Genomic DNA, 23,853 nt, shown 5'->3' on the forward strand with positions numbered 1-23,853 from the left:
CGTCGCACCCGTGTCCGGCGAGGCGCATACACCCCCACCCTGCCTGCTCCCGGCAACCGGGCGGCCCGCAAGGTTGCCGACCTGGCGACCGGTAACCGCCCGGGGAGACTGCCTATGGTTCATCCCTGTGTGCCGGGAATCCGGTCGGCGTCCGGTGCCGTACGGAAGCCTCCGGTGACCCTGCGCAGACCCGCCGCACGGGCACACAGCCGTATCCCCCTCCCCCTCCCCCGGAATGACCGCCATGCCGCGCCAGCAAGATCCCTGTGAACCCTCTCCCCGACCGCAGGACCTGATCGACGAAGTCGTCGTCCGCTTCGACGCCTACGCCCGGGCGCGCGCGGCGGGCGAGAGCCTCTTCCCGACGGCGCGTACGACTCCGCGCCAGGAGCAGCGCGCGTTCGACGACCTGCAGGCCGCCGTCACCCGCCTGCGCAACAGCCTCCGCTGAGCGGCATACGGCACGCGTCCCCCCGCGACGAGCGCCTCCGCGCGGCATCTCCGGAGAAGCCGGCAGTCCGCCGCTCACAGCCGGGCGCATGGTCGAATACTGGTAGCAAGGGAGTCCGGCGCACCGACTGGGAGAGCGTACGTGAGCACACCGCGGGTCGACTACGGGACGTTGTTCGCCGCGACGCCCAGCCCTTACCTGGTGCTGGCCCCCGATCTGCAGATCGTCGCGGTCAACGACGCGTACCTCCAGGCCGCCGGCCGGACGAGGGAAGAGCTCGTCGGCCGGTACCTCTTCGAGGTGCACCCCGACAATCCGGATGATCCGGCCGCCACCGGGGTGAGCAACGTGGCCGCCTCACTGGACCGGGTTCTGCGCACGAAACAGCCGGACACGATGGCGGTGCAGAAGTATGACCTGGCCGTCACCGGGCGCCCCGGGGTGTTCCAGGAAAGGTGGTGGTCCCCCGTCAACACGCCCGTTCTCGGGCCCGGCGGAGAGGTCCGGTGGATCATCCACCGGGTGGAGGACATGACGGATTTCATGCTGTCCCGTCCGCTCCGGGCCGAGCCGGGGATCGCGGCCACGGAACGGGGTGGCGGCGGCATCGAGGCCGAGCTGTTCACGCGCGCACAGGACCTCCAGGTGCTCAACGAGGAACTGCGCCACGCCCACGACTGGGAACGCAGGACCGCCCTCGCCCTGCAAGCGGCCATGCTGCACTCGCCGGACCTGGCCGGGCACAGCGAGATCGCCGTGCGCTACATGCCCGCCACCCGGTCGCTCAACGTCTGTGGTGACTGGTACGACGTGGTCGATCTGCCCGACGAGAAGTTCACCGTCGCGGTCGGTGACGTGGTCGGGCACGGACTGGAGGCCGCCGCCGTGATGGGTATGCTCCGCAGCGCGCTGTCGGCGGCGGTCCGTGCCCTCTCCGAACCCGGCAAGGCCATGGACGTCCTCAGCGGGTACGCCCGTACGTTCGAGAGTGCGCTGGCCACGACCGCGGTCAAGGCCGTCGTCGACCGCCGCAACCGCCGCATCACCTACACCAGCGCCGGTCACCTCCCGCCGGTCCTGTGCCGCCCGGACGGTACGACCGTCCTGCTCGACCAGGCCACCGATCCGCCACTGGGTGCCCTGGCCGACCAGAGGCCACGCCCCCAGGCCACGGTGCACTACATGCCGGGCGACACCCTCGTGCTGTACACCGACGGTCTCGTCGAGCGCCGCGGTGAGGACATCGACGCCGGGCTGCTCCGCCTCACCGACGCCGTGGCCCGCCACGCCCGGCTGAGCCCCGACGACCTGGCCGACACGCTGCTCACCCGCCTCGGCGTGGCCGACGGCGGACCCGACGACATCGCCCTGATCATCGTCCGCCTCTGACCCACCGGCCCGCCTCGCGTTCCCGTCGGCCTGCCCCGCAGCGCCACCGGCCTGCCTCGCAGTACCAGGCCTGCCCCGCAGTCCGGCCGGCCCACCCTGTAGTCCGGCCCGCCCGTCCGGCAGCCGCCGGGCCGTCCTGTCCTGCGCCCGCGCCGTGCCGCTCCGGGCCCAGCCTTCCCGTCGGTGAGCATCGGGGCGCCCACGCCCCCACGGATCGGCTATAGCACCGCGTTATCACCAAGTGTTAGTACCACTGTTCAACGATTCTCCGGGATTCTGGGCCATGCCCATGGCGAACTCCCCTGCCCGTCAGGTGAGTTCGTCAGGGTTCGGCTCCCAGGGGCCTTCACCCCCCACGCTCACACGTCCATGGACGTGTCTCCCGAATCGAGGAACCTTGCGCATATCAAGGCTCGTTCCCGCTCTCATCGCGGCAGTGGTATCCGTCCTCGCGCTTCTCGCCCCCCACGCCAGCGCGGCCGAGGCTCCGGTGCCCCCGGTCACCAAGGGCCCGCAGCCCATCATCGGTGGCGGGTACGCCGGCAGTGGCCCCTGGGCCGCCCGGCTCTTCTCCAACGGCAGAGAGACCTGCTCGGCGACGATCATCGCCCCGACCTGGATCCTCACCGCCAAGCACTGCGTCAGTGGCGGCGGGCTGTCGTTCCGCATCGGCAGCCTGGACCAGCACAGCGGCGGCACCGTCGCGAACGGCACCCAGACCTACACCCACGGCTCGGACCTGGCGCTCGTCCGGCTCGACCGCTCCGTGTCGGCGACCTACGCCCGCCTGGGCCAGCCGGGCACCGTGCGCGTCGGCCAGAGCGTTCAGGTCTACGGCTGGGGCGCCACCTCCCGGTGCGGTTCCGAGGCCAACTGCCAGTCCCGGTATCTGAAGGTCGCGAACGTCACGGTCACCAGCGGGTGCAGTGACGCCTACGGCGGCTCCGCCATCTGTGCCCGCCGGGGCGACGGCATCACCGCCGGCGGTGACTCGGGCGGCCCGATGATGGCGAACGGCATCCAGGTCGGTGTCGCCTCCACCAGTGACCGCCAGACGACCACCGCGTACACCAACGTGACGGCGTACCGCTCCTGGATCCAGTCGGTCGCGGGCGTCTGACCGGGGCCCGGACCCGAGCCGGGGCCCCGTACCGTGACGCGCGCGTCACGGTACGGGGCCCTTGGCCGGTGGCGTGGACGACGGCCCACGCCGCCGGTGCTACGGCGTCACGCAGCCGATCGTCCCCACCGGGAAGTCATTGCCCGACGAGGTGGCCGTGAAGCCGAACGTCACGCTCCCGTCGGGCGCGATCACCCGGTTGTGGTCGGCGTTCCTGACCGTCACCGTGCCGTCCGAGCCGGTGGACAGGGAACCGTTCCAGGCACTGCCGATCCGGGTTCCGTCACCGGGCTTCCACTGCACCGCCCAGCCGTTGAGCGGCGACGTGCCGTGGTTCATCACCTCGACCGAACCCTGGAAACCGCCGCCCCAGGAGTTCACCACGTTGTAGACGGCCATGCACTCACCGGTGTGCGGGGGCGGGTCCGTGGGGGTCGGGTCCGGGTCCGGTTCGCCGCCCGCGTCCCCGATACCGGTGACCTCGCCGTTGCCGCCGTCGAAGACGACGTCGGAGCAGGAGAAGAAGTTCTCCTGGCTGTCCGAGCGTACCCACTGCATGAAGATCAGTGCGTCCCCGGAGCGGCCGGAGGGCAGGTTCAGATCCCAGTGGTAGTGGCCGCCGTTCTGGCCCGGTGAGCCCTGCTGGGCGGGGTCGGTGACGGTCTGGATGAGCTCCAGGTCGTTCCAGCCGAGCTGGGAGGTGGGCGACCAGCCGGGCTTGGTGAGGTACACCCGGAAGTCACCCGGGTGGGCAGCCCAGTTGCTGTACTTCACCTTGATCGTCGATCCGGACGTGAGGTGCGTCCGGGGCCAGTCGGAGCGGGCCGCGTTGTAGGCGGAGAAGTCGTACGGGGAACGGTCACCGGCGCTGCAGAGCGTACCGTCCGGCACATAACCGGCGCCCCGGCCACCCGCGTTGGAGTCCAGCACGGCGAACCAGTTGTACAGCGCCGTGGCGCCGCTCTGGTTCAGTGCGTCCCGGCACGCCGGGTTGGACGGGTCCAGTGCCCCGGTGCCGGTGACGGCGTCGAGCTGGCAGAGATAGGTGCGCGAGCCGGGCATCATCGACACGCCGTGCGCCTGCGCGTCGTTCTGCCACAGGAAGCTCAGGCCGAGCCCTCCGAGGAGGGTGGCCAGTACCGCTGCCAGGGAGAGCAATCTGTTGCGTAGGGCCATGGGATCTCCTGTGCCTGTTGTGGGGTGGAAGGAGCAACCAGGGGGTCGGTTCGGGCGGAAGGAGTGGAACCCCTGCCCGTCCGGGGAGGGGCGTCGACCGGACGGGCAGGGGGCGCAGGGGTGGACGGGCCGCAGGCCCGGGGTTCGGCGGGTGGAAGCCGGGGCCCGCCCTGGCGGCGCAGGGAGGAAGAGCAGGCCCCGGAGCGGGCTACGCGGCGGGTGCACGGCCCAGGGAGGACCGGGCGGGCCGGTCACGCGGGCGGTCGCGTGGGCCGGTCACGCGGGCGGTCGCGTGGGCCGGTCACGCGGGCCGGCTCCCCGGACAGGTCACGTGGTCGTGCAGGCGGTGCCGTTCAGACGGAAGGCGTTCGGTGGCGTGAAGGAGCCGCTGTAGGTTCCCTGGAACCCGAAGCTCTGGCTTCCGCCGGGTGCGATCCGCGCGTTGCTGTCCGTCGCACTGGCGGTGACGGCGCCCGAGGAGGGAGTGACGGACGCGTTCCAGGCGTTGGTGACGCGCTGCCCGGAGGGCAGGGTGAAGGCGAGCGCCCAGCCGTCGAGGGGAGCCGAACCGGCGTTGTGCACCGTGACGTTCGCGGTGAAGCCGCCGGGCCACACGTTGGTGGCGTACGACACCGCGCACGCCGCCGGGTCACCGGGGTCACCCGGGTCGCCGGGGTCGCCGCCACCGGTCTCGATGCTGGAGGAGAAGGAGTTCACCGTGAGCCCCGCCCCGTTCTGCCAGGGCTCGAACCCCGCCTGAATGCTCGTCAGGTACCAGTCGTTCTGGGCCATTCCGCGCGCGACGGTCTCCCGGACGAAGTCCATGACGTCGAAGCTCCAGCTGCCGATCGCCGACGGCGCGACGAACGACAGCACGTCGTTGGTCCCGTTGCCGCCCGACCACACCTGCCAGCTGCGTCCGCCCACGGTGGCCGTGCCGACCTGGGAGCCGATCGGCTGGACCGGGCCCACCTTGTTGAACCAGATCATGATCTCGGTCCGGTTCACGCCGTCGGTCCTCGGCGTGGGGTCCAGCCAGATGTCGTACGAGGCGTTGTACACGGCGTCGTTGACGTAGCCGTAGGAAATGCTGCTCGGTGCGCGGGAGATGCCGCCGATCCGCGCGGGGAGCCCGGTTCCCGGCGAGCAGTTGGTGTAGTGGCACCCGTTGAAGACCGACGGGTACGACTTCGGGGCGCCGTTGGTGGGGACCGAGCCATCGGCCTGGCTGACGCGGAAGCCGGTGTCCGTGGCGGTGACGCACTGGGGATCGCTGGTGCCCCAGCGGTTGTTCTGGACGACGTAGCGTCCCTGGATGGTGGTCGATCCGAACTGCTCGCAGACCGTGGTGTCGGCCTGGGCCGGAGCCGTCGCGGTCACCAGCGCCGCGACGACGGCGAAAGCGGTGAGAAGTGTCGCGAACAGGCCGCGTGGGGCGCGGGTCAGGTGCCGTAACCGTCGCATGCGGGGGGCCTCTCCAGGAGGGTGCGGGGGCGATCGGCGGGAGCGCTCCCGTCTCCCCATGTGATGGGAGCGCTCCCATTGGTGGTTCGGGACGGGACTGTAGAAGGCCCACATGTCCCTGACAAGACTGTGCGCACGGACGCGTCGAATCTTTTTCGAAACCGCAGGTCGCAGGGGTGATCCACAAGTCCGCATTGGGCCGGGAGCGCTCCCGAAACATTCGGTGGTGGTGCCTCCTCGCGCGGAGCGGCGGCCGACAGGGCGGGTCGGGTCAGGCGGAGCCGCGGAGCACCAGTTCCGTACGGAGGATGACGTGCCGCCAGGCCACCGCCGAGTCCTCCGTCTCCTCCAGGAGCAGCCGCACCATGGTCCGGCCGATGTCCTCCAGGGGCTGGCGTACCGTCGTCAGCTTCGGGTCGGTGTGCTGGGCGAGCGGGAAGTCGTCGAAGCCGATCACCGCGACGTCCTCCGGCACCCGGCGGCCGGCCGCGCGCAGGGCGGTCAGCCCTCCCGCGGCCATGGTGTCCGAGGCGGCGAACACCGCGTCGATCTCCGGTGCCCGCGCGAGGAGTTCGGCCGTCGCACGGCGCCCGCTGTCCTCCGAGAAGTCGCCCTCGGCGATCCAGGAGGACCGGTCCTCGACCCCGGCCCGCCGCAACGCCTCGCGGTATCCGCGCAGCCGGCACTGGGCCACGTACATGTCGAGCGGCCCGGTGACGGTCGCGACCGAGCGGCGGCCGGAGTCCAGCAGATGCGTCACCGCGCTGCGGGCGCCGCCGGCGTTGTCCGCGTCGACGTAGGTCACGCCCTCGTCACCCGAGCGGCGCCCCAGCAGCACCGTGGGCAGCCCCACCTCGGCGAGCATGTCGGGCAGCGCGTCCTCGGCGTGCACGGACATCAGCATGACACCGTCGACCCGGCCGCCACGCGCGTACTCCACGAAGCGCCGGCGTTCGGCGTCGGTGCGGACCAGGGTCAGCAGCAGCTGCACCTTGGTGTCGGTCAGCGCGTCGCCGACCGACCGGACGATCTCCGAGAAGAAGGGCTCACCGAACATCCGCCAGTCCGGCTCCGTCATGACCAGCGCGACGGCGTCGGCGCGCCGCCCCGCCAGTGAACGGGCGGCCAGATTGGGGACGTACCCCAGTTCGGCGACGGCCCGCTGCACGGAACGGCGCGTCGACTCCTTCACGCCCGCCGCGTTGTTGATGACACGGGAGACGGTGCCGCGTCCCACACCGGCGAGCGCGGCCACCTCCTCGAGCGTCGGTGTGCCGGGACGCTGCCTGACCATGACCACCCCCATGAGATCACCCGATCCTACGGCGCCCGGGGCCCGGTACGGCCGGTCTCTTCACACGGCATCGTCCCGTCCGCAGCGCGGAGTTGACGTGCCGGGGCAGGTCTCCCGTACTGCCCCGAGCCCCGACGGCCGGCGGACGCGGTTCCCGGTACGGCGTCACGGGGCGGCTCGGCGGACGACCCGACGGGCGGCTCGGTACGGGCGGGAACGCGCCCGCTGCGACGAGAACGCCGAGGACGCGAGGACCCCGCAGGCGGCGCCACGAGCCACCCATGGGTGCCGGAAGCCACGCGCACGGCCCGCCCCGCCGAGTGGCGCCACGCATCCCACGCATGCCGTCCACGCGCCCCCGTTGCACCGCCCCGGAGCTCACTCGGCCGCGGGCGTGTGGTCCCTCAGGTCAACGGAGGATCACCTACCGGTCTCGGTGGGCCCTCTCCGTGCCCACTTCGAGACGCACCCGCAACGCTTCGTACCGCACATTCCCGCCCGCCCCGGCGTCACAGTCATGGAAGTAGGCATCAGCCAACCGAGGGTGCAGGGACGATGAGGTGGCACAGGACACGTCGGCCGGTCGGGATACTGGTCGCGCTGACGGCGGCGAGCGGCCTGCTGCTCAGCGGATGCAGTGGGGGGAACGACGGCGGGTCGAAGGCGGGCGACTCGTCGTACGGCCGCGGGGGGCGGTGGGGCGGCGCCGGTGCCCGCCCCGGACCGGCCGCGGGGCCCGGAGGGCCGGTACGACGGTGAACGGCGTGAGGGGGAGCAGGACTCGCGTGACATCGCTCCCGCGCCCGACTACCTGTCGACCTTCGCCCTGGACGTCGACACCGCCTCGTACGGGTACGCCCGCCGCACCCTCGCCGAGGGCCGCCTGCCCGACCCGTCGGCCGTCCGTCCCGAGGAGTTCGTCAACAGCTTCCGGCAGGACTACGAGCGTCCCGGCGGCGACGGCTTCACGGTCACCGTGGACGGCGCCCGCACCGAGGAGGAGGACTGGTCCCTGGTCCGCGTGGGCCTGGCGACCAGACCGGCCGAACCCAGCGGGGAACGGCCTCCCGCGGCCCTCACCTTCGTCATCGACATCTCGGGCTCGATGGCGGAACCGGGGCGTCTCGATCTCGCCCAGGAGTCCCTCGGCACGATGACGGACCGGCTGCGCGACGACGACTCGGTCGCCCTCGTCACCTTCAGCGACGAGGCCGAGACCGTCCTGCCCATGACCCGGCTCGGCGGCAACCGCGGCGAGATCCACGACGCCGTGCGGAGCCTGGAGCCGACCGACTCCACCAACCTCGGCGCCGGGGTGAGGACGGGGTACGAGACGGCCGTCGAGGGGCTGCGCAGGGGTGCCACCAACCGTGTCGTCCTCCTCTCGGACGCCCTCGCCAACACCGGGGAGACCGACGCCGACGGGATCCTGGAGCGTATCGCCGAGTCCCGCCGCGAGTACGGCATCACCCTGTTCGGCGTGGGTGTCGGCAGTGACTACGGGGACGCGCTGATGGAGAGGCTCGCGGACAGGGGCGACGGCCACACCGTGTACGTGTCCGACGAGGAGGACGCGCGGCAGGTCTTCTCCGAGCAGCTGCCCAGGAACATCGAACTCACGGCCCGTGACGCCAAGGCGCAGGTCGCCTTCGATCCGGAGACGGTCGCCGAGTTCCGCCTGGTCGGCTACGACAACCGCCGGGTCGCCGACGAGGACTTCCGCGACGACCGGGTGGACGGCGGGGAGGTCGGCCCGGGTCACACCGTGACCGCCCTGTACGCGGTGCGCACCCGCCCGGGTGCCGAGGGGCACCTGGCGACGGCGACGGTGCGCTGGCTGGACCCCGACAGCCGCACCCCGCACGAGGAGGCGGGCGACCTGGAGACCGACGGTCTGGCCGGCTCGGTCTGGCGCGGCCGGCGCGGTCTGGCGGTCACCGCGACCGCGGCCTGCTTCGCCGACGCGCTGCGCTCCCCCGACCGCCGCCACGGCGCCCTGCCGGGCGCCCCGGGCCTCGGCGAACTCTCCGAGCGGGCAGGGTCCCTGGCGGAACGGACCGAGGACGAGGACGTCCGCGAACTGGCCGAGGCGATCCGCGCGGCGGACCGTCTGGACTGACCCCGGCCCATCGACTCGTCGTTACGCGCCGGTAAGTTGACTTTCGAGTAAGTAAGCACGGCAGCAACCAGCACGAGAGCATCAGCCGCGACCGGGAGCCGTCATGGGCGTACGCAAGGATCTGAAACGGGCGAAACGACGCACCGGGCCGGCGGCCCGGGCCGCGGTGGAGACCGCCAGGGACGAACGGGGCATCGTCCGTGAGGCCCGTACGGCGGCCCTCGCCGCACGGCCGGCCACGGGAAGCACCGCCGACATCCCGTTCACCAACGCGGCGGAGGCCCCCGACGCCGTGGTCATGCGCCGCGAGCGGGCCGGTGCCTGGCACCCGGTCACGGCGGCGGCCTTCGCCCATGAGGTCACCGCCGTGGCGAAGGGGCTGATCGCCGCCGGGCTGGAACCGGGTGACCGGGTCGCGGTGATGTCCCGTACCCGCTACGAGTGGGCGGTCCTGGACTTCGCGATCCGGTCCGCCGGCGGCCGGACCGTGCCGGTGTACGCGACCTCCTCGGCGGAGCAGGTGGAGTGGATCGTCCGTGACTCCGGCGCCCGGTACGTCGTCACGGAGACCGCCGCGAACACCGCCACCGTGAAGGCGGGCACCGCCGCCCATCCCGCGCCGCCGCGCGTGTGGGAACTGGACGCGGACGCCCTCGCCGACCTCACCGCACTCGGCGAGGGAGTGTCCGACGAGGAGGTCACCGAGCGGCGTACCGCCCTGACGCCCGAGACCGTCGCGACCGTCTGCTACACCTCCGGCACCACCGGCCGCCCCAAGGGCTGCGTCCTCACCCACGCCAACCTGTACGCGGAAGCGGCCAACACCGTCGAACTGCTGCACCCGGTCTTCAAGGAGGTCACGGACCAGGTCGCCTCGACCCTGCTGTTCCTGCCGCTCGCCCACATCCTCGGCCGCACCCTGCAGATCTCCTGCCTGATGGCCCGGATCGAGATCGGCCACTGCCCGAGCATCAAGCCGGACGAGCTGCGGCCCAAGCTCAAGGCGTTCCGCCCGACGTTCCTGGTGGGCGTCCCCTACCTGTTCGAGAAGATCCACGACACCGGCCGGGCCACCGCCGGGAAGCTGGGCCGCGGTGCCTCCTTCGAACGGGCCCACCGTGTCGCGGTCCGTTTCGGCGAGGCACACCTCAACCGGTTCCTGGGCCGCGGAAAGGGCCCCGGCCCCGGCCTGTACGCCGCCTGGGCGCTCTACGACCTGCTGGTCTACCGCCGGGTCCGCAAGGAACTCGGCGGGCGCGTGCGGTACGCCATCAGCGGCGGCTCCCCGCTGGAGCGCGACCTCAATCTGTTCTTCTACGCGGCCGGGATCATGGTCTACGAGGGCTACGGCCTGACCGAGACCACCGCGGCCGCCACCATCGTCCCGCCGCTGGGCCCCCGCCCCGGCACGGTCGGCCTCCCGGTCCCCGGCACGGCGGTCCGGATCTCCGACGACGGTGAGGTGTGCGTCAGGGGCGGCATCGTCTTCGGGTCGTACGTCGGCAACCCGGCCGCCACGGACGAGGTGCTCGACGACGGCTGGTTCACCACCGGTGACCTGGGATCCCTCGACGAGGACGGCTATCTGACCATCACCGGGCGCAAGAAGGACATCATCGTCACCTCGGGCGGCAAGAACGTCTCCCCCGCGGTCCTGGAGGACCGGCTGCGCAGCCGCCCGCCCGTCGGCCAGTGCCTCGTCGTCGGCGACAACCGGCCGTTCGTGGCGGCGCTGATCACCCTCGACCCCGAGTCGGTCGCCCACTGGCTCTCGGTACGCGGACTGCCCGCCGGCGCCCCGGTGTCCGAGCTCGTCCGCGATCCCCGGATGCGGGCCGAGGCGCAGAAGGCCGTGGATCACGCCAACGAGGCCGTCTCCCGTGCGGAGTCCATCCGCGCCTTCACCCTGATCGAGGGCGAGTTCACCGAGGAGAACGGACTGCTGACCCCGTCGCTCAAGGTCAAACGGCAGGCTGCGCAGGAGGCGTACGCGGCGGAGATCGCGGCGCTGTACTCCTGACCCGCGCGCAAGCCGCCCGGGACGTCAGCGCAGGTCGAGCCGCATCAGTACGCGGGGGTGCCCGGACAGGACCGAGGTCGTGTCGGCGGCATGCGTGAAGCCGGCCCGCTCGAAGTTCCTCCGGATCCCGGCGTACGCCATCGTCGGGTCGACGCGGGCGTCGCCGTTGTCGAGGGAGTACGCCTCGACAACGGGGGCGCCCCGGGTGCGGGCGAACTCGACCGCGCCGGTGATGAGGCCGTGCGAGATGCCCTTCTTCCGGTGACCCGGACGCACCCTGATGCACCACAGCGACCAGACCGGCAGGTCGTCGACGTGCGGGATCCTGCGGTTGCGTGCGAAGGAGGTGTCCGCACGCGGTGCGACGGCGGCCCAGCCGACCGGCTCGTCGCCGTCGTACGCGAGCACGCCGATCGGCGTGCCGGTCCGGCACAGTTCGGCGACGTACTCGCCCGGGCCGGGCCGCGGAGCTCGTTGTCGATCCTCGAGGGAATGCGGTGGCTCAGGCACCAGCAGACGTTCGCCCCGGGCGACTTGGGCCCGACCAGGGCACGTACGTCCTCGAAGACGGAGGCGGGGCGGACTTCGATGGCCATACGGTCACGATGTCACGCCCCCAGGGACGGTGCCCCGCCGTTTCCCTTCAGCGCGCGGAGGTAGCGGGCACGGGCGCCGGACTGGGCGAGCAGCAGGACGGGGAAGAAGAACCGCCAGGGGCCCGCCGGCGCCGCCCGGGTCAGTGAGCGCAGGGTCAGCAGGACGCGGCCGTCGTCGTCCCGGTGCACGGTGAAGGCCTCCTCCCCGCTGACCGGATGTCCCCGGCGGGTGCCGTAGGCGAAACCGCACCGGTTGGCCGTCTCCACCACGGCGACGACCTCGACCGGCTCACGGACGGCGAACCGGCCGGGTCCCGCCGTGACGGTGTACCGCCCGCCCTCCCGCATCCTGAGGCCGCCTCCGTCGGCAGGGGTGACGGAGAAGCCGCTGCGGCGCTTGACCTCCCAGCGCACGACGGCGTCCCTGGCCGCCGTCCAGGCGTCCGCGCCGTGCCCGATCGCCACGGTTCTCTCGTACCGGCGAAATCCGGACGGCGACGCGGGCCAGAGCGGGGCGGCCGGGGCGGTGGCACCGCGGGCGGGGTAGGTCAGGCCGGTGCCGTCACTCATGCGCCGGCCCCTCCAGGAAGGCCGCCAGGCCGGCCAGGAGCCGGTCGACGTCGCAGGGCGGTGATGTCGTACGTCATGAAGGGCTTCCTCTCGGTGCGGTGCCGGCGTGCCGGTCAGGCGGGCGGGCCGTCGCCCGTCGCGGGTTCCCGCGGCGGGTCGGTGAGCTGCTCGCGCAGATAGTTCCAGACGACCGCGATCAGCGCGGCGACGGGTACGGCGAGCAGGCTGCCGACGATGCCGGCCAGGCTGCCGCCGAGGGTCACCGCGAGCAGGACGACGGCCGCGTGCAGCCCGAGGCCCCGGCTCTGGATCATGGGCTGGAACACGTTGCCCTCGAGTTGCTGCACCACGATGATGAGGGCGAGCACGAGCAGCGCGTCCATCAGCCCGTTGGACACCAGGGCGATCAGTACGGCGACCAGTCCGGCGAACAGGGCGCCGATGATGGGCACGAACGCGGACACGAAGGTCAGCACCGCCAGCGGAAGCACCAGCGGTACGTCGAGGATCCACAGGCCCAGTCCGATGAGGACGGCGTCGAACAGGCCGACCAGTGCCTGCGACCGCACGAACGAGCCCAGGGTGAGCCAGCAGCGCTTGACCACGATGGGTACGTCGGTGGCGAGCCGGCCGGGGAGCTGGCGGCGCAGCCAGGGCAGGAAGCGCGGGCCGTCCTTGAGGAAGAAGAACATCAGGAAGAGCGCCAGTACAGCCGTGACCACACCGCTGATGACGGTGCTCACACCGGTGACGGCGGTGGTGGCGATGGACCCGGCGCTGTCCTGGAGGCGGGCGGTCGCGGAGTCGAAAGCGTCCGCGATCTGCGCGTCGTCGATGTTCAGCGGCGGCCCGGCGGCCCATTCGCGCAGCCGCTCGACACCTTCGACGACACCCTCGCCCAGCTTGCCGGACTCCGACGCCACGGGAACCGCGATCAGTGCCACGGTGCCCGCCGCCACCAGCAGGAACAGCACGGTCACCAGGGACGCGGCGAGCGCGGGGGCCATGCCGCGCCGCCGCAGGTAGCGGGCCGGGGGCCAGGTGAGCGTGGTGAGGAGCAGACCGACCACGAGGGGCCAGACCACCGACCACATCCGGCCCAGGAGCCACAGCACCACCGCGGCCGCCACCAGGACCAGCAGCAGTTCACCGGAGACACGCGCCGAGGTGCGCAGCGCGGAACGGGTTTTCCCCGCATTCAACGTGGCAGACATGGAGGCACCCTACGGGGCCCCCGGGCCGCTGTGATCACCCGGGACCGTGCCGAAAGAACGCCGGTCCCGGGCTTCGGGCGCTGCCGCCGTGCCCGCCGTACGGGAGCGGTCAGTTGAAGGGGGCCAGGGTCAGTGAGGCCTGGCGCGGGTTGCCGTCGTGGACGAGTGACTCGTGGGCACCGACGTCGTCGAAGGCGAAGCCGTACGCCTTCCCGTCGGCCATGTGCGCGTGGATGATCCGGGAGTAGTGGTTGGTGACGGGCTCCTGGTAGAAGCCGGCCGCACTCGCGTCGGGCTGCTGCGCGTTGCTGAAGAGCGTGGTGCGGTTGAAGGCGGCGCACAGGGTGCGTGAAATCGGGCCGCGCACCTGGTCGTTCGGGGCGTCGAGATTGCGGTGGCAGCCGAAGACGGACGAGGCGTCGGGCTTCTGGAAGCTGGTGACGACGGCGCCCGAGCTGTTGGTGAAGTGCATGACGCCGCCGGAGACCCGGCCGAAGTACCTGACGTCGGGTCGGTCACCGAAGGGGGTGACCGTCAGGGTCGAGCCGGAGTACTTCTGCCAGACACGGTTGATGTACTCGTCCATGACCGAGGCCGGCAGGGCGCCCGTCTCCACTCCGTACAGCGGGGACAGGGCACGCAGGACGGTGCCGTCGGGCCGGGTCTGGATCAGGCTGGCCCAGCCTCCGGACTGACCCCTCAGGGCGTTGAAGACCCCGTTGTAGCCACCGGGCTTGAGACGGCCCGCGCTCAGTGAGCTGCCGTCGGCGCGCTGCACGCCCACGGTGTAGGGAGCGGAGAACATGTCGACCTGAGTGCTGTTGATCCACAGGCCGTCGTTGTTGAGCGTGTACTCCGACCAGTTGAACAGGATGTTCCGGTTGGGGTCCGTGGGGTTCTGCACGGCGGGCTGCACCAGACCGCCGGTGGTCAGCTTGAAGACCATCTTCTGGCCGTAGGAGAAGTAGATGCGGCCGGAGAACTTCGGCATGCGGATGGTCTTGGTCTGTCCTGCCGCCGGGCCCGGTATCGAGGCGTCGGGTGCGGGCGTGGGCGGGTTGCCGCCGGCGGGCCAGGGGTGGAACGTGCCGTTCGCGTCGGCCCAGCCCTGCCGGCCGGTGGACAGCTGAGTGCCGAGGTTGTAGACGTACACCTGCTCGCCGCGGGCCGAGTTGTTGGTGATGGTCAGGGGGATGGTGTCGGGGACCGCGGCATGGGCGGGGGACGACACCCCGGTGGCGAGCAATGAGCCGCCGAGCGCCGTGGCAAGGCTCAACACCACTGCTGTGAGGCGGCGTTTGAGTGTGCGCAGCATGGCCCTTCTCCGTTCGACTGTGGCCGGGAACCGTCCTGAGAGCGCTCTCAGAGCGTCTCGCTCTGATATGGACCTGTCAACGAGTTGGGAGTCTCTGATTCCGGATTCATCCATCTCGCCGCGACGGCCGTTCAGCCTCCGCCCTGCACCACGCCGTGGGTCGAGAGGGTGACGGGGGCACCGGAGGCGAAGTCGCCCGGGGGGATGCCCGGATGGTGCCCCTCGGGCGGCTTCGGCCGTGCGGTGGACGGGCCGAGCGTGAGACGGGAGACGATGCGGTAGCGGTCACCCCGGTAGAGGGAGTGGACGTACTCGACCGGGCGGCCGCCGGTGTCGGTGGTGAGCCGTTCGAACAGCAGGGCGGGCGAGAGCTCCGGCACATCGAGCAGATCCGCCTCGGCCCCGCAACGGCACCTACGCCGCCCGGGTCAGGTTCTCCGACGCCCCCAAGTACGGTCCGGACGGGGACCGCGTCGTCCAGACCTTCTTCACCATCAACGACCTCAAGGCCCCGATGGCCGACGACTACGCCGAGTACGACTTCGAGTACCTGCCCAACGGCGGCTGGGGCGAGCCGGCCAACATCCTCTACACCACGTCCTGGGAGACCTACAACCCCGACCCCTGGCAGGCCGTCAACCAGCACAGCGAGAGCCGGCGGAGCTTCGCGGGCTGGCACGACCTGGTGGTGACCATCGACGACCGGGCCATCACCTACTACGTCGACGGTCAGCACTTCGGCACCCACGACGCCGCGTATCTGCCCGAACGTCCGATGTCGATCAACTTCAACCAGTGGCTGATCGACCAGACGTCGACCGCTCCCCGCGCCTACGACCAGCAGGTCGACTACGTGCTGCACGTCAAGGACCAGGTCCTCACCCCGGCCCAGGTGGGCGCGAGGATCGGCGCGCTCCGCGGCGCCGGCACGTCCTTCGTGGACGAGGTCCCGGCGCCGTGACGCTCTGACCGCCGCGCCACTCGTACCCTCCGCCCGACCCACCGGCCGGGGCTCCCTGCCGGGAGCCCCGGCCGGCCGCGCGTGGATACCGGGTCCCCTTCCCGCAGAGTTCGCCCGATCTCTCCCCGGTCCTTCCGCCGGCGAGCCCGAGACGCTTCCCTCGGCCTCAGCGACAGCTCCCTGTCCCGTCAGCGGCCGGCGGAGGCCGGAGCGGCGCCTGGCTCGAAGCTCCCGCTGGGCGACACCGGCATCGAGTTCACCTGGCCGGACGCCGGGACCGGGGAGCCCGACAACTGGATACCGCACGGACAGCGCATCCGTCTCGACGGCCGGCCGGCGACCGGGATCTCGGCCTCGCCACCAACGGGCCCGCGCAGGGCACCGCGGTGGTCGAGTACACCGACGGCTCCACCCGGTCCGTGCCGGTGCGGTTCACCGACTGGACTCCCGGGACGGACCACCGGTTCGGCGGCGAGCCACTGGTGACCACGACGGGACGCAACCGGGCCGCCGGCGGCCCGGACACGGTCGAGACCAAGGCCTTCGCCACGCGTCCCGAGCCCCTGAAGCCGCAGAAGCGGGTCGCCGCCGCCGTCCTGCCGCAGGGCACCGACCGCGGCGTCATGCACGTGTTCGACGTGGCCCTCACCGACCGTCCCGATCTCGAGTTTCCAGGTCTCAGTACGTGACCGGGGACGGGGTGCCGGTGCCGCCCGCCCCGGCCGCCGACGACTGACGGCCGTACGGTGAGAGCCCCCGTCCCGCACCGGCGGGACGGGGCCNCCCGCCTTGCCTGCGGCGGGTGGTCGGCGCAGGCTGGTCACATGGTGCGAGCCCGACGCTCATCTCCTCCGTGCAGCGCGCCTTCCGGCTGCTGGAGGCGGCGAGCGCGCATCAGAACGGCGCGCGGGCCAAGCAGCTGGCCCGGGAGACGGGGCTGCCGCTGGCCACGGCGTACCACCTGCTGCGGACGCTCGTACACGACGGGTATCTGCGCAAGCTGGACGACGGCGCCTTCGTGCTGGGCGACCGGCTGCAGACCCTGCACTCGACGGGCAGCGGACAGGCGCTGCTCAGCCGGGTCCGGCCGGTGCTCGCCGCGCTGCGCGACGAGCTCTCCAGCGCCGCCTACCTCACCTTCTACGAGGACGGTGAGATCCGGGTCGCCGAGATCGTCGACGGTCCGCGCGCCCCGCGGGCGGATCTCTGGGTCGGCTTCGAGGACGCCGGACACGCCACCGCCCTGGGCAAGTCCGTGCTCCGTGAGCTCGACGACGAGGCGCGCCGCGAGTACCTCTCCCGGCATCCCCTCCACGACCTCACGCCCCGGACGGTCACCACGGCCGCGACGCTGATCCGCCAGCTCGGGACCACCGCCCTGGCCCCGGCCGTGACGGACCTGGAGGAGTACGCCGTGGGCACCGTCTGTGTCGCGGTGCCGGTCCGCAGCGGCCACACGCTGGGCTCGCTCGGTGTGTCGATGCCGAGGGACCAGCTCTCCCGGATCGACGAGGTCCGCGAACTGCTCCTCCCGAGCGTCGGCCGGGTGACGCGGAGCCTCTCGCTCACTATCTGAAAAGCACATCCTTGTGACGCTTCCGACGATCATCTTTCCTGAATGAGCAGATATTTCAGGACGCGCGTACGCCGCACAGAGGTGAGGACACCGGACGACACATGAGTCACGCCCCCCCCAGCACGGACGCGACCATTCACCGACGGACCCGTACCGGTGGAGGACCGGACGCACCTGGTCGGCCCCGGCGCCGGCGATCGCGCACTGGGCCGCCTGTACGTCGGCCCTGCCGATACTGATCGTCGTCCTCGTCGTGTGCGTCGACCTCTTCGGCGGCACGGGCACGACGTGGCTGCCGCTGCTGGCCGCCGGGCCGGCACTGGCGGCGTCGACCAGCCGGCCGGCCGGAGTCCTGGGCGTCGGCCTCCTGGCCTCCCTGCTCGGGGCGGGAATCGGCACCCGTCACGACATGGCGGCCTCGCAGCTGATCCTCGTACTCACCGCACTGCTGACCGTCACCCTGGCCGGCACGCTCGCGAGCGTGCTGCGGAAACGGCGTGAGCGGGTGCTCGCCGCGGTCCGCTCGGTCGCGGAGACCGCCCAGCACGCCCTGCTCAAGCCGGTCCCGGAGATCGTCGGCCCGTTCCAGGCGGCGGTCCGCTACAGCGCCGCCGCGGCCGAGGCCCGGATCGGCGGTGACCTCTACGCCCTCGTCCCCACCCCGTACGGGGTCAGGATGATCATGGGCGATGTGCGGGGCAAGGGGCTGCCGGCCGTGGGGACCGCCGCTCTCGTGCTCGGCGTGTTCCGGGAGGCGGCCCACGACGAGCCGGACCTCCGGGAGGTCGTGGCCCGGATCGAACGGAGCCTCGCCCGCAACCTCGGCGGCGACGACTTCGTCACCGCCGTGGTCGCCGGATACCCGGAGCCCGGGCGACTGGAGATGGTCAACTGCGGACACGCCGCTCCGTTGCTGATCCGGGGCACGGACGTGCGGCCGGTGGACCCCGTCCACCCCGCGCCGCCCCTGGGACTGCGTGCCCTCGTCGACGACTCCCCGTGCCTCCGGGTGGTGCCGTTTCTGGAGGGGGACCAGCTGCTGCTCTACACCGACGGAGTCACCGAGGCCCGCGACGCCGACCGCGCGTTCTCCCCCTTGACCGAGGGCATCGCCCGGCACCTGTGCGACGAGCCGGACCGCACCCTCAGCGCACTGCACCGGGAAGCCCCTGTACGTCCGTGAGGGCGCCGTGCTGCCGCCGGCGGGCGACGACTCCCGGCCGGACGGCGACTGGCTGGACGCGCCGGAACTGCTCGTGCACCCGCCGGCCGCGCCCGGCTACACGGCCGAGGTCACCGTGCCGGACACCGCGGGGCTGCCGGCCGCGACGTTCCGGGTCCGGCGGGACGGCGATGTCCTGCGGGTCACGGCGACGGGGACCGACCGGCCGTTCGCGGTGCGCGTCCCCGGCGGGGCCCGGGCGACGGGTACGGGCGAGGTGACACTGCCGCTCGGGTGACCCGGGTCAGGTCCCCGGGTGGCTCCCCGGGCCGTGACCGGGGCCGGCCAGGGGGGTCGGTGAGAGGACCGCCTCCTCCTCACCGGCCTCCAGCAGGGTGTCCGCCGCGCCCACGATCAACGGGTCCGGCTTGCCCAGCGCCCCGTGGTCCTTCGCCGGATAGTCGCAGCGGTCGAGGAGGCTGCGCATGGCCTCGAGCCGGCCCCGGCGCTTGTCGTTGTTCTTCACCACGGTCCACGGCGCGTGGGGCGTGTCCGTGGCCCGGAACATCTCGACCTTGGCCTGGGTGTAGTCGTCCCACAGGTCCAGTGAGGCGAGGTCCATCGGGGACAGCTTCCAGCGCCGCAGCGGATCGACCTGGCGGATCGCGAAGCGGGTCCGCTGTTCGGCCCGGGACACGGAGAACCAGAACTTCAGCAGCATGATGCCGTCGTCGGTGAGCAGTTGCTCGAACATCGGCGTCTGCTCGAGGAAGTGGCGGTACTCGGCCTCCGTGCAGAACCCCATGACCCGCTCGACCCCGGCACGGTTGTACCAGGACCGGTCGAAGAAGACGATCTCGCCCCGGGCCGGCAGATGAGCCACGTACCGCTGGAAGTACCACTGTCCCGCCTCCCGCTCGGTCGGCTTCTCCAGGGCCACCACGCGGGCACCGCGGGGGTTCAGGCGCTCCATGAACCGCTGGATGGTGCCGCCCTTCCCGGCCGCGTCCCGTCCCTCGCAGACCACCACGATCCGCTGACCGGTGTCCTTCACCCACCGCTGCATCTTCAGCAGTTCGATCTGCAGGAGGCGCTTCGTCCGGTCGTACTCCGCTCTGCGCATCCTGCGGTCGTAGGGGTGGTTCTCCCGCCACGTCTCGATGGGGGCGCCGTCGGCGTCGAGGAGCACGGGGCGTCCCGGACGCCGGTCGTCGACCTCCAGCCCCTGGAGCAGATCGTCACCGGACGTGCCGGAGGAAGGCCCCCCGGCTTCCGTACGGCCCTCCGGTGTGTCCGCGTGTTCGGCCGTCACGTCGTCTCCCGCCTCTCCGGTGCACTACGGAAAGCGTATGTCCCCCAGCCCGGGGCGGTAATCCGGCAACATGGCCCGGGAGCGGGAGCGGGCCCCGACGGGTACGTTGCGGGAACAGCCGACGGGCGGGCAGCGCCGTCCACCGTGTCCGGGGCAGAGGGGACTCACGACGTGCAGATCGATCTGCAGGGCCGTACAGCGCTGGTCACCGGTTCCACCCAGGGCATCGGGGCCGCGATCGCCACCGGACTCGCGCGGTCGGGAGCCCGGGTCGCGGTCAACGGCCGCTCCACCGGACGCGTACGGAAGAGTGCGGCCGCGATCGGGCGGGAGGTGCCGGGCGCCGACCTCGTGCCGGTCGCCGCGGACGTGACCACCGAGGCGGGCGCGGAACAGGTGGCCGAGGCCCTGGGACGGGTGGACATCCTCGTCAACAACCTCGGCGTCTTCGGGGCGGCGGACCCGATGGAGATCACCGACGACGAGTGGCGGCGCTACTTCGAGGTGAACGTCCTGGCCGCCGTCCGGCTGACCCGGCTCTTCCTGCCGGGCATGACCGGGCGCGGCTGGGGACGCGTCCAGTACATCGCCAGCGACTCGGCGATCGTCACTCCCGCCGAGATGATCCACTACGGGATGTCCAAGACGGCGCTGCTCGCCGTGAGCCGGGGCTTCGCCAAGCAGGCCGCGGGCACGGGGGTCACGGTGAACTCGGTCATCGCCGGGCCCACCCACACCGGCGGGGTGGAGGACTTCGTCTACGAGCTGGTGGACCGTGGGCTTCCGTGGGAGGAGGCGCAGCGCGCCTTCATGCGCGAGCACCGGCCGCAGTCGCTGCTGCAACGGCTGATCGAGCCCGGGGAGATCGCGAACATGGTCGTCTACCTGGCTTCCGACCAGGCCTCCGCGACGACCGGCGGGGCGCTGCGCGTCGACGGCGGCTATGTCGACTCGATCCTGCCCTGAGGACCGCCGGCCTGCCTGCCGACCCGCCCGTCCGGCACGGTTGCCGGACGGGCGGATGCCGGACGGGCGGATGCCGGACGGGCGGATGCCAGGTATCCGGGCACCGGATGGCCGGATACCGGGTGCCTGATCAGCCGGTGTTGTCCGGGGTCCTGATGTGGTCACGGATCCAGACGCCGGCCGGCTTCAGCGACGACGTGCCGGTCCAGGGGCCGTTGTTGTCGCATGTGCCGGTGGTGAAGACGGCGCCGGAGCGGTGGTCGTCGGAGAAGTTCCAGTTGACCCAGCTGATCTTCTTGTCCGCCATCAGGTCGAGATAGCGCTGGGACATCGTGAAGTCGTCGGCGCCCTCGCCCGCGTAGTTCTGGGTGCCGAACTCGGTGACGAACACCGGGATCCGGTCGGCGGCGCGGGAGAGGACCGCCAGGTACTCGTCCCGGTGCGAGGCGGCGTAGAAGTGGAAGGCGTACATGATGTTGGAGGCGTTGACCGGGCTGTTCACGACCTCCGACTCGTCGGCGCCCTCGGAGACGCCGAACGAGGACCATGCACGGGTGCCGACGAGGACGGGGGCGTCGGAGTCGATCCCGCGGATGACCGGGATGATCTGCTCCGCGTAGCTCTTGATCCGTGACCAGCTCACGTCACTGGGCTCGTTGGCGATCTCGTAGAGGATGTTGTCGCGGCCCTTGTTCCGGCTCGCGATGTCGGTGAAGAACTTCCGGGCGTTGTCGAGGTTCGCCATGGGGTCGCCGGGGTCGAGCATGTGCCAGTCGACGATCACGTACATGCCGCGGTCGCTCGCCTGCTGGACCAGGGAGTCGGCCAGCCGGGTGAAGTGCGCGGGATCGGTCTCGTAGCCGCCCTCCTGCACGTAGGTCGAGACGCGCAGGACGTCGGCCTTCCAGTCCCCGGCCAGTGCGTCGAGTGATCCGCCGGTCAGGCACTGGGGGTACCACTGGGTGCCGTGGGTGCTCATGCCGCGCAGCTGGACGGGATTGCCGTGCTCGTTGCAGAGCTTGGTGCCGCAGACCTCGAGCCGGCCGTTGAGGTCCACGGGGGTGCCTGCCTGGGGCGGGTCGGTGGGCGGGTCCGTGGGCGGATCGGTCGGTGTGGTGCCGCCGCCTTGGCAGGGCAGGCCGTTGACCGTGCAGTTGAGGGGCAGTCCGGTGCCGGAGGCGTTGAAGCCGAAGCTCTGCCGGCCGCCGGGGGCGATGGTGGGGTTGTAGGAGACGTCGGTGAAGCGGTAGTGCTGCCCCTGCTGGGTCTTGGTCGCGGACCAGTGGCTGCCGACCGTCGTACCGGCGGGCAGGTCGAACTCGATCGTCCAGCCCTCCGCCGGGGTGTCGCCGTCGTTGGTGATCGACACGTCGGCGCCGTACCCGGTCTCCCACGCGGTGGTGCGGGTGATCTCCGCGGTGACGCGGTCGGCCGCCGTCTCCGATCGGGCGGCGGCGTTCGCGCCGGTGGAGGCCGGTGCGGCGGGCGCCGCGGTGGCGGTGGTCAGGGCGAGGAGGAGGGCACTGGCGAGGGCCGCGGCGGCCGCGGCGGGGCGTAGCTGGAAGCGTGCCGGTGTCATGGGGGGCTCCGTCCAGGACTGGATGGTTAGGAAAGTTTCCTAACCAGAAGGAACCAGAGCCGGCCTTCGATTGCAAGGTGCACGACAAACCTGCTCCGCCGGTCCGGCCGAACGGCCTGGTCAGCGGAGCAGCAACTGGACGAGAGCGGCGGTGCCGATGACGACGATGAGGGCGCGCAGCACCGCGGGACTGAATCTGCGGCCCGTCACCGCCCCGAGCTGTCCGCCCAGGGCGGAGCCGGTCGCGATGAGCGCGACGGCTGTCCAGTCGAAGTCGGCGACGAACAGGAAGAAAGTCGCGGCAACGGTGTTCACGATGGCGGCGAGCACGTTCTTGACGGCGTTGAGCCGCTGCAGGGGCTCGTCGAGGAGCAGGCCCATCAGGGACATGTAGATGATGCCCTGCGCGGCGGCGAAGTAGCCGCCGTAGACGCTGGCCAGCGTCAGGCCGGTGAACAGGGGCCATCCGCCGTCGCGACGGGCGGGCTTTTCCCGGCGCCGGGTACGGCCGCGCAGCTTCCTGCCGATGAGGGGCTGGAGCGCGACGAGGACGAGGGCGAGCCCGACCAGGGTCGGCACGATGGTTTCGAACGCCTCTGCGGGCAGGGCCAGCAGGAGTGTGGCCCCCGTGATCCCGCCGAGCGCCGAGCCGATGCCGAGTCTGCGGACCCGGCGGCCCTGGCCGGAGAGTTCCCGCCGGTAGCCGATGGCGCCGCTGATGGCGCCGGGGACCAGGCCGAGGGCGTTGGAGACCGTGGCGGTGAGGGGTGACAGGCCGGTGGCGAGCAGGACGGGGAAGGTGACCAGGGTTCCCGAGCCGACGACCGCGTTCATGGCGCCCGCGCCGACGCCCGCCGCGAAGACGCCGAGCATCTCCACCGGGGTCACGCCGCGGCTCCGGTCACGTCATGACCGGAGAGTGATGTCCCACGCCGACCGGGCCCCGTGCAGATGTTCATGGCACGACGCCAGCCCGCGGACCCTTCGGCGGTCGCCGAGGGGTCCGCGTCGGGCTCGCCGGTCTCGCGTATCAGATCTGCCGGCCGGCTGTCTGACCGGCTGCCTGGCCGGTCGCGTGGCCGGTGGGGTGGCCGGTGGGGTGGCCGGTGGGGTGGCCCAGCAGTTCGGACGCCGTCTCGAGCGGGGAGAGTTCACGCACGGGCGGTTCGGCCTCGGGGTCGGCGTGGCAGGTGAAGCCGAGACGGGTCATGGCCCGGACGACCTCGCCGGTGGTGAAGTCGCGGCGGTCCTGCCGGGTGATGACCTGCCCCACCTGCTTGACGGGGTAGCGGCGGCGGCCGACGGTCACGGACTCACCCGTGACCGCTTCCGGTGTGATGCCCTTCATCGACTCCAGGACTCCGGCCTTGGTCAGGTCGAACGGGTATCGGGCGATGACGCAGCGCATGTTGCCTCTCAGGGGAGAGAAGGGAGACGGGCCGACCGGGTGGGTGAGTGGCCCACGGGGACTGAAGCGGTTCGGGAGCGAACGACGACATGTCGAGGGCCGCGTGAGCGGCCGGACCGCCATGTCGTCATGTCGCTTTCTCGACATGTCGTCACGGAGGG

The 23,853-nt window shown here is 71.6% G+C and carries 17 protein-coding genes and 6 pseudogenes; 11 read left to right on the forward strand and 12 right to left on the reverse strand.

The window, feature by feature from the left end; translation table 11 throughout:
- The first annotated feature begins 244 nt into the window (after positions 1 to 244).
- From B9S61_RS28515 to B9S61_RS28525, 3 genes are all read left to right on the forward strand, one after another.
- Complete coding sequence (locus B9S61_RS28515; protein WP_103544810.1) at positions 245 to 451, forward strand: hypothetical protein; 207 nt, start codon at positions 245 to 247, stop codon at positions 449 to 451.
- Positions 452 to 592: 141 nt separating this feature from the next.
- A complete protein-coding gene (locus tag B9S61_RS28520; protein ID WP_103544811.1) occupies positions 593 to 1,840 on the forward strand; it encodes a PP2C family protein-serine/threonine phosphatase in 1,248 nt (415 codons plus the stop codon).
- Positions 1,841 to 2,237: 397 nt separating this feature from the next.
- Positions 2,238 to 2,960 (forward strand): trypsin-like serine protease, encoded by a 723-nt coding sequence (locus tag B9S61_RS28525; protein ID WP_103544812.1) that lies wholly within the window; start codon positions 2,238 to 2,240, stop codon positions 2,958 to 2,960.
- Between the two features lie 99 nt (positions 2,961 to 3,059).
- Here the strand turns inward: B9S61_RS28525 and B9S61_RS28530 are convergent, their stop codons facing one another.
- From B9S61_RS28530 to B9S61_RS28540, 3 genes are all read right to left on the reverse strand, one after another.
- A complete protein-coding gene (locus tag B9S61_RS28530; protein ID WP_103544813.1) occupies positions 3,060 to 4,136 on the reverse strand; it encodes a lytic polysaccharide monooxygenase in 1,077 nt (358 codons plus the stop codon).
- A 327-nt stretch (positions 4,137 to 4,463) separates the two neighbouring features.
- The gene (locus B9S61_RS28535; RefSeq protein ID WP_103544814.1) at positions 4,464 to 5,600 is read right to left on the reverse strand and encodes a cellulose binding domain-containing protein; all 1,137 of its coding nucleotides are present in this window, start codon (positions 5,598 to 5,600) and stop codon (positions 4,464 to 4,466) included.
- A gap of 271 nt (positions 5,601 to 5,871) precedes the next feature.
- A complete protein-coding gene (locus B9S61_RS28540; protein ID WP_103544825.1) occupies positions 5,872 to 6,894 on the reverse strand; it encodes a LacI family DNA-binding transcriptional regulator in 1,023 nt (340 codons plus the stop codon).
- Between the two features lie 555 nt (positions 6,895 to 7,449).
- Here B9S61_RS28540 and B9S61_RS28545 point away from each other — a divergent pair.
- Together B9S61_RS28545 and B9S61_RS28550 are read left to right on the forward strand one after the other, a co-directional pair.
- Positions 7,450 to 9,013 (forward strand): annotated as a pseudogene (locus B9S61_RS28545) (von Willebrand factor type A domain-containing protein).
- Positions 9,014 to 9,116: 103 nt separating this feature from the next.
- Positions 9,117 to 11,033 (forward strand): long-chain fatty acid--CoA ligase, encoded by a 1,917-nt coding sequence (locus B9S61_RS28550; protein WP_103544815.1) that lies wholly within the window; start codon positions 9,117 to 9,119, stop codon positions 11,031 to 11,033.
- Between the two features lie 24 nt (positions 11,034 to 11,057).
- Here the strand turns inward: B9S61_RS28550 and B9S61_RS28555 are convergent.
- The 5 genes and pseudogenes from B9S61_RS28555 to B9S61_RS28575 form a co-directional block, all read right to left on the reverse strand.
- Positions 11,058 to 11,629, reverse strand: a pseudogene (locus B9S61_RS28555) (GNAT family N-acetyltransferase).
- Between the two features lie 12 nt (positions 11,630 to 11,641).
- Positions 11,642 to 12,199, reverse strand: a complete 558-nt coding sequence (locus B9S61_RS28560; protein ID WP_103544816.1) for a DUF1990 family protein — start codon at positions 12,197 to 12,199, stop codon at positions 11,642 to 11,644.
- A 113-nt stretch (positions 12,200 to 12,312) separates the two neighbouring features.
- Positions 12,313 to 13,413, reverse strand: a complete 1,101-nt coding sequence (locus B9S61_RS28565) for an AI-2E family transporter (RefSeq protein ID WP_103544817.1) — start codon at positions 13,411 to 13,413, stop codon at positions 12,313 to 12,315.
- Positions 13,414 to 13,522: 109 nt separating this feature from the next.
- A complete protein-coding gene (locus B9S61_RS28570; RefSeq protein ID WP_103544818.1) occupies positions 13,523 to 14,728 on the reverse strand; it encodes a glycoside hydrolase family 64 protein in 1,206 nt (401 codons plus the stop codon).
- A gap of 131 nt (positions 14,729 to 14,859) precedes the next feature.
- A pseudogene (locus B9S61_RS28575) lies at positions 14,860 to 15,129 on the reverse strand (UTRA domain-containing protein); the annotation flags it as partial.
- Positions 15,130 to 15,131: 2 nt separating this feature from the next.
- Here B9S61_RS28575 and B9S61_RS28580 point away from each other — a divergent pair.
- From B9S61_RS28580 to B9S61_RS28600, 5 genes and pseudogenes are all read left to right on the forward strand, one after another.
- Positions 15,132 to 15,689, forward strand: a pseudogene (locus tag B9S61_RS28580) (glycoside hydrolase family 16 protein); the annotation flags it as partial.
- A gap of 156 nt (positions 15,690 to 15,845) precedes the next feature.
- Positions 15,846 to 16,378: pseudogene (locus tag B9S61_RS28585) on the forward strand (glycoside hydrolase family 92 protein); the annotation flags it as partial.
- Positions 16,379 to 16,542: 164 nt separating this feature from the next.
- The gene (locus B9S61_RS28590; RefSeq protein ID WP_258039902.1) at positions 16,543 to 17,265 is read left to right on the forward strand and encodes an IclR family transcriptional regulator; all 723 of its coding nucleotides are present in this window, start codon (positions 16,543 to 16,545) and stop codon (positions 17,263 to 17,265) included.
- Positions 17,266 to 17,518: 253 nt separating this feature from the next.
- Positions 17,519 to 18,448, forward strand: a complete 930-nt coding sequence (locus B9S61_RS28595) for a PP2C family protein-serine/threonine phosphatase (protein ID WP_374936254.1) — start codon at positions 17,519 to 17,521, stop codon at positions 18,446 to 18,448.
- Positions 18,432 to 18,725: pseudogene (locus B9S61_RS28600) on the forward strand (alpha-xylosidase); the annotation flags it as partial. The gene B9S61_RS28595 and the pseudogene B9S61_RS28600, both read left to right, overlap by 17 nt.
- A gap of 6 nt (positions 18,726 to 18,731) precedes the next feature.
- Here the strand turns inward: B9S61_RS28600 and ppk2 are convergent.
- The gene (gene ppk2, locus B9S61_RS28605; protein ID WP_103544821.1) at positions 18,732 to 19,739 is read right to left on the reverse strand and encodes a polyphosphate kinase 2; all 1,008 of its coding nucleotides are present in this window, start codon (positions 19,737 to 19,739) and stop codon (positions 18,732 to 18,734) included.
- A gap of 171 nt (positions 19,740 to 19,910) precedes the next feature.
- On the opposite strand from ppk2, the gene B9S61_RS28610 reads away from it, so the two are divergent.
- Positions 19,911 to 20,705, forward strand: a complete 795-nt coding sequence (locus tag B9S61_RS28610) for an SDR family NAD(P)-dependent oxidoreductase (RefSeq protein WP_103544822.1) — start codon at positions 19,911 to 19,913, stop codon at positions 20,703 to 20,705.
- 130 nt (positions 20,706 to 20,835) lie between these two features.
- Here the strand turns inward: B9S61_RS28610 and B9S61_RS28615 are convergent, their stop codons facing one another.
- The 3 genes from B9S61_RS28615 to B9S61_RS28625 all read right to left on the reverse strand — a co-directional run bounded on the left by B9S61_RS28615 (position 20,836) and on the right by B9S61_RS28625 (position 23,692).
- Positions 20,836 to 22,284, reverse strand: a complete 1,449-nt coding sequence (locus B9S61_RS28615) for a cellulase family glycosylhydrolase (RefSeq protein ID WP_103544823.1) — start codon at positions 22,282 to 22,284, stop codon at positions 20,836 to 20,838.
- A gap of 120 nt (positions 22,285 to 22,404) precedes the next feature.
- Positions 22,405 to 23,157 carry a sulfite exporter TauE/SafE family protein gene (locus B9S61_RS28620; RefSeq protein WP_374936255.1) on the reverse strand — a complete coding sequence of 251 codons (753 nt, stop codon included), beginning with the start codon at positions 23,155 to 23,157 and terminating at the stop codon, positions 22,405 to 22,407.
- Positions 23,158 to 23,314: 157 nt separating this feature from the next.
- Positions 23,315 to 23,692, reverse strand: a complete 378-nt coding sequence (locus B9S61_RS28625) for an SCO5918 family protein (RefSeq protein ID WP_219819971.1) — start codon at positions 23,690 to 23,692, stop codon at positions 23,315 to 23,317.
- Positions 23,693 to 23,853 lie beyond the last annotated feature (161 nt).

Source organism: Streptomyces sp. SM1, from assembly GCF_002910825.1.
Taxonomy (GTDB): domain Bacteria; phylum Actinomycetota; class Actinomycetes; order Streptomycetales; family Streptomycetaceae; genus Streptomyces; species Streptomyces okerensis.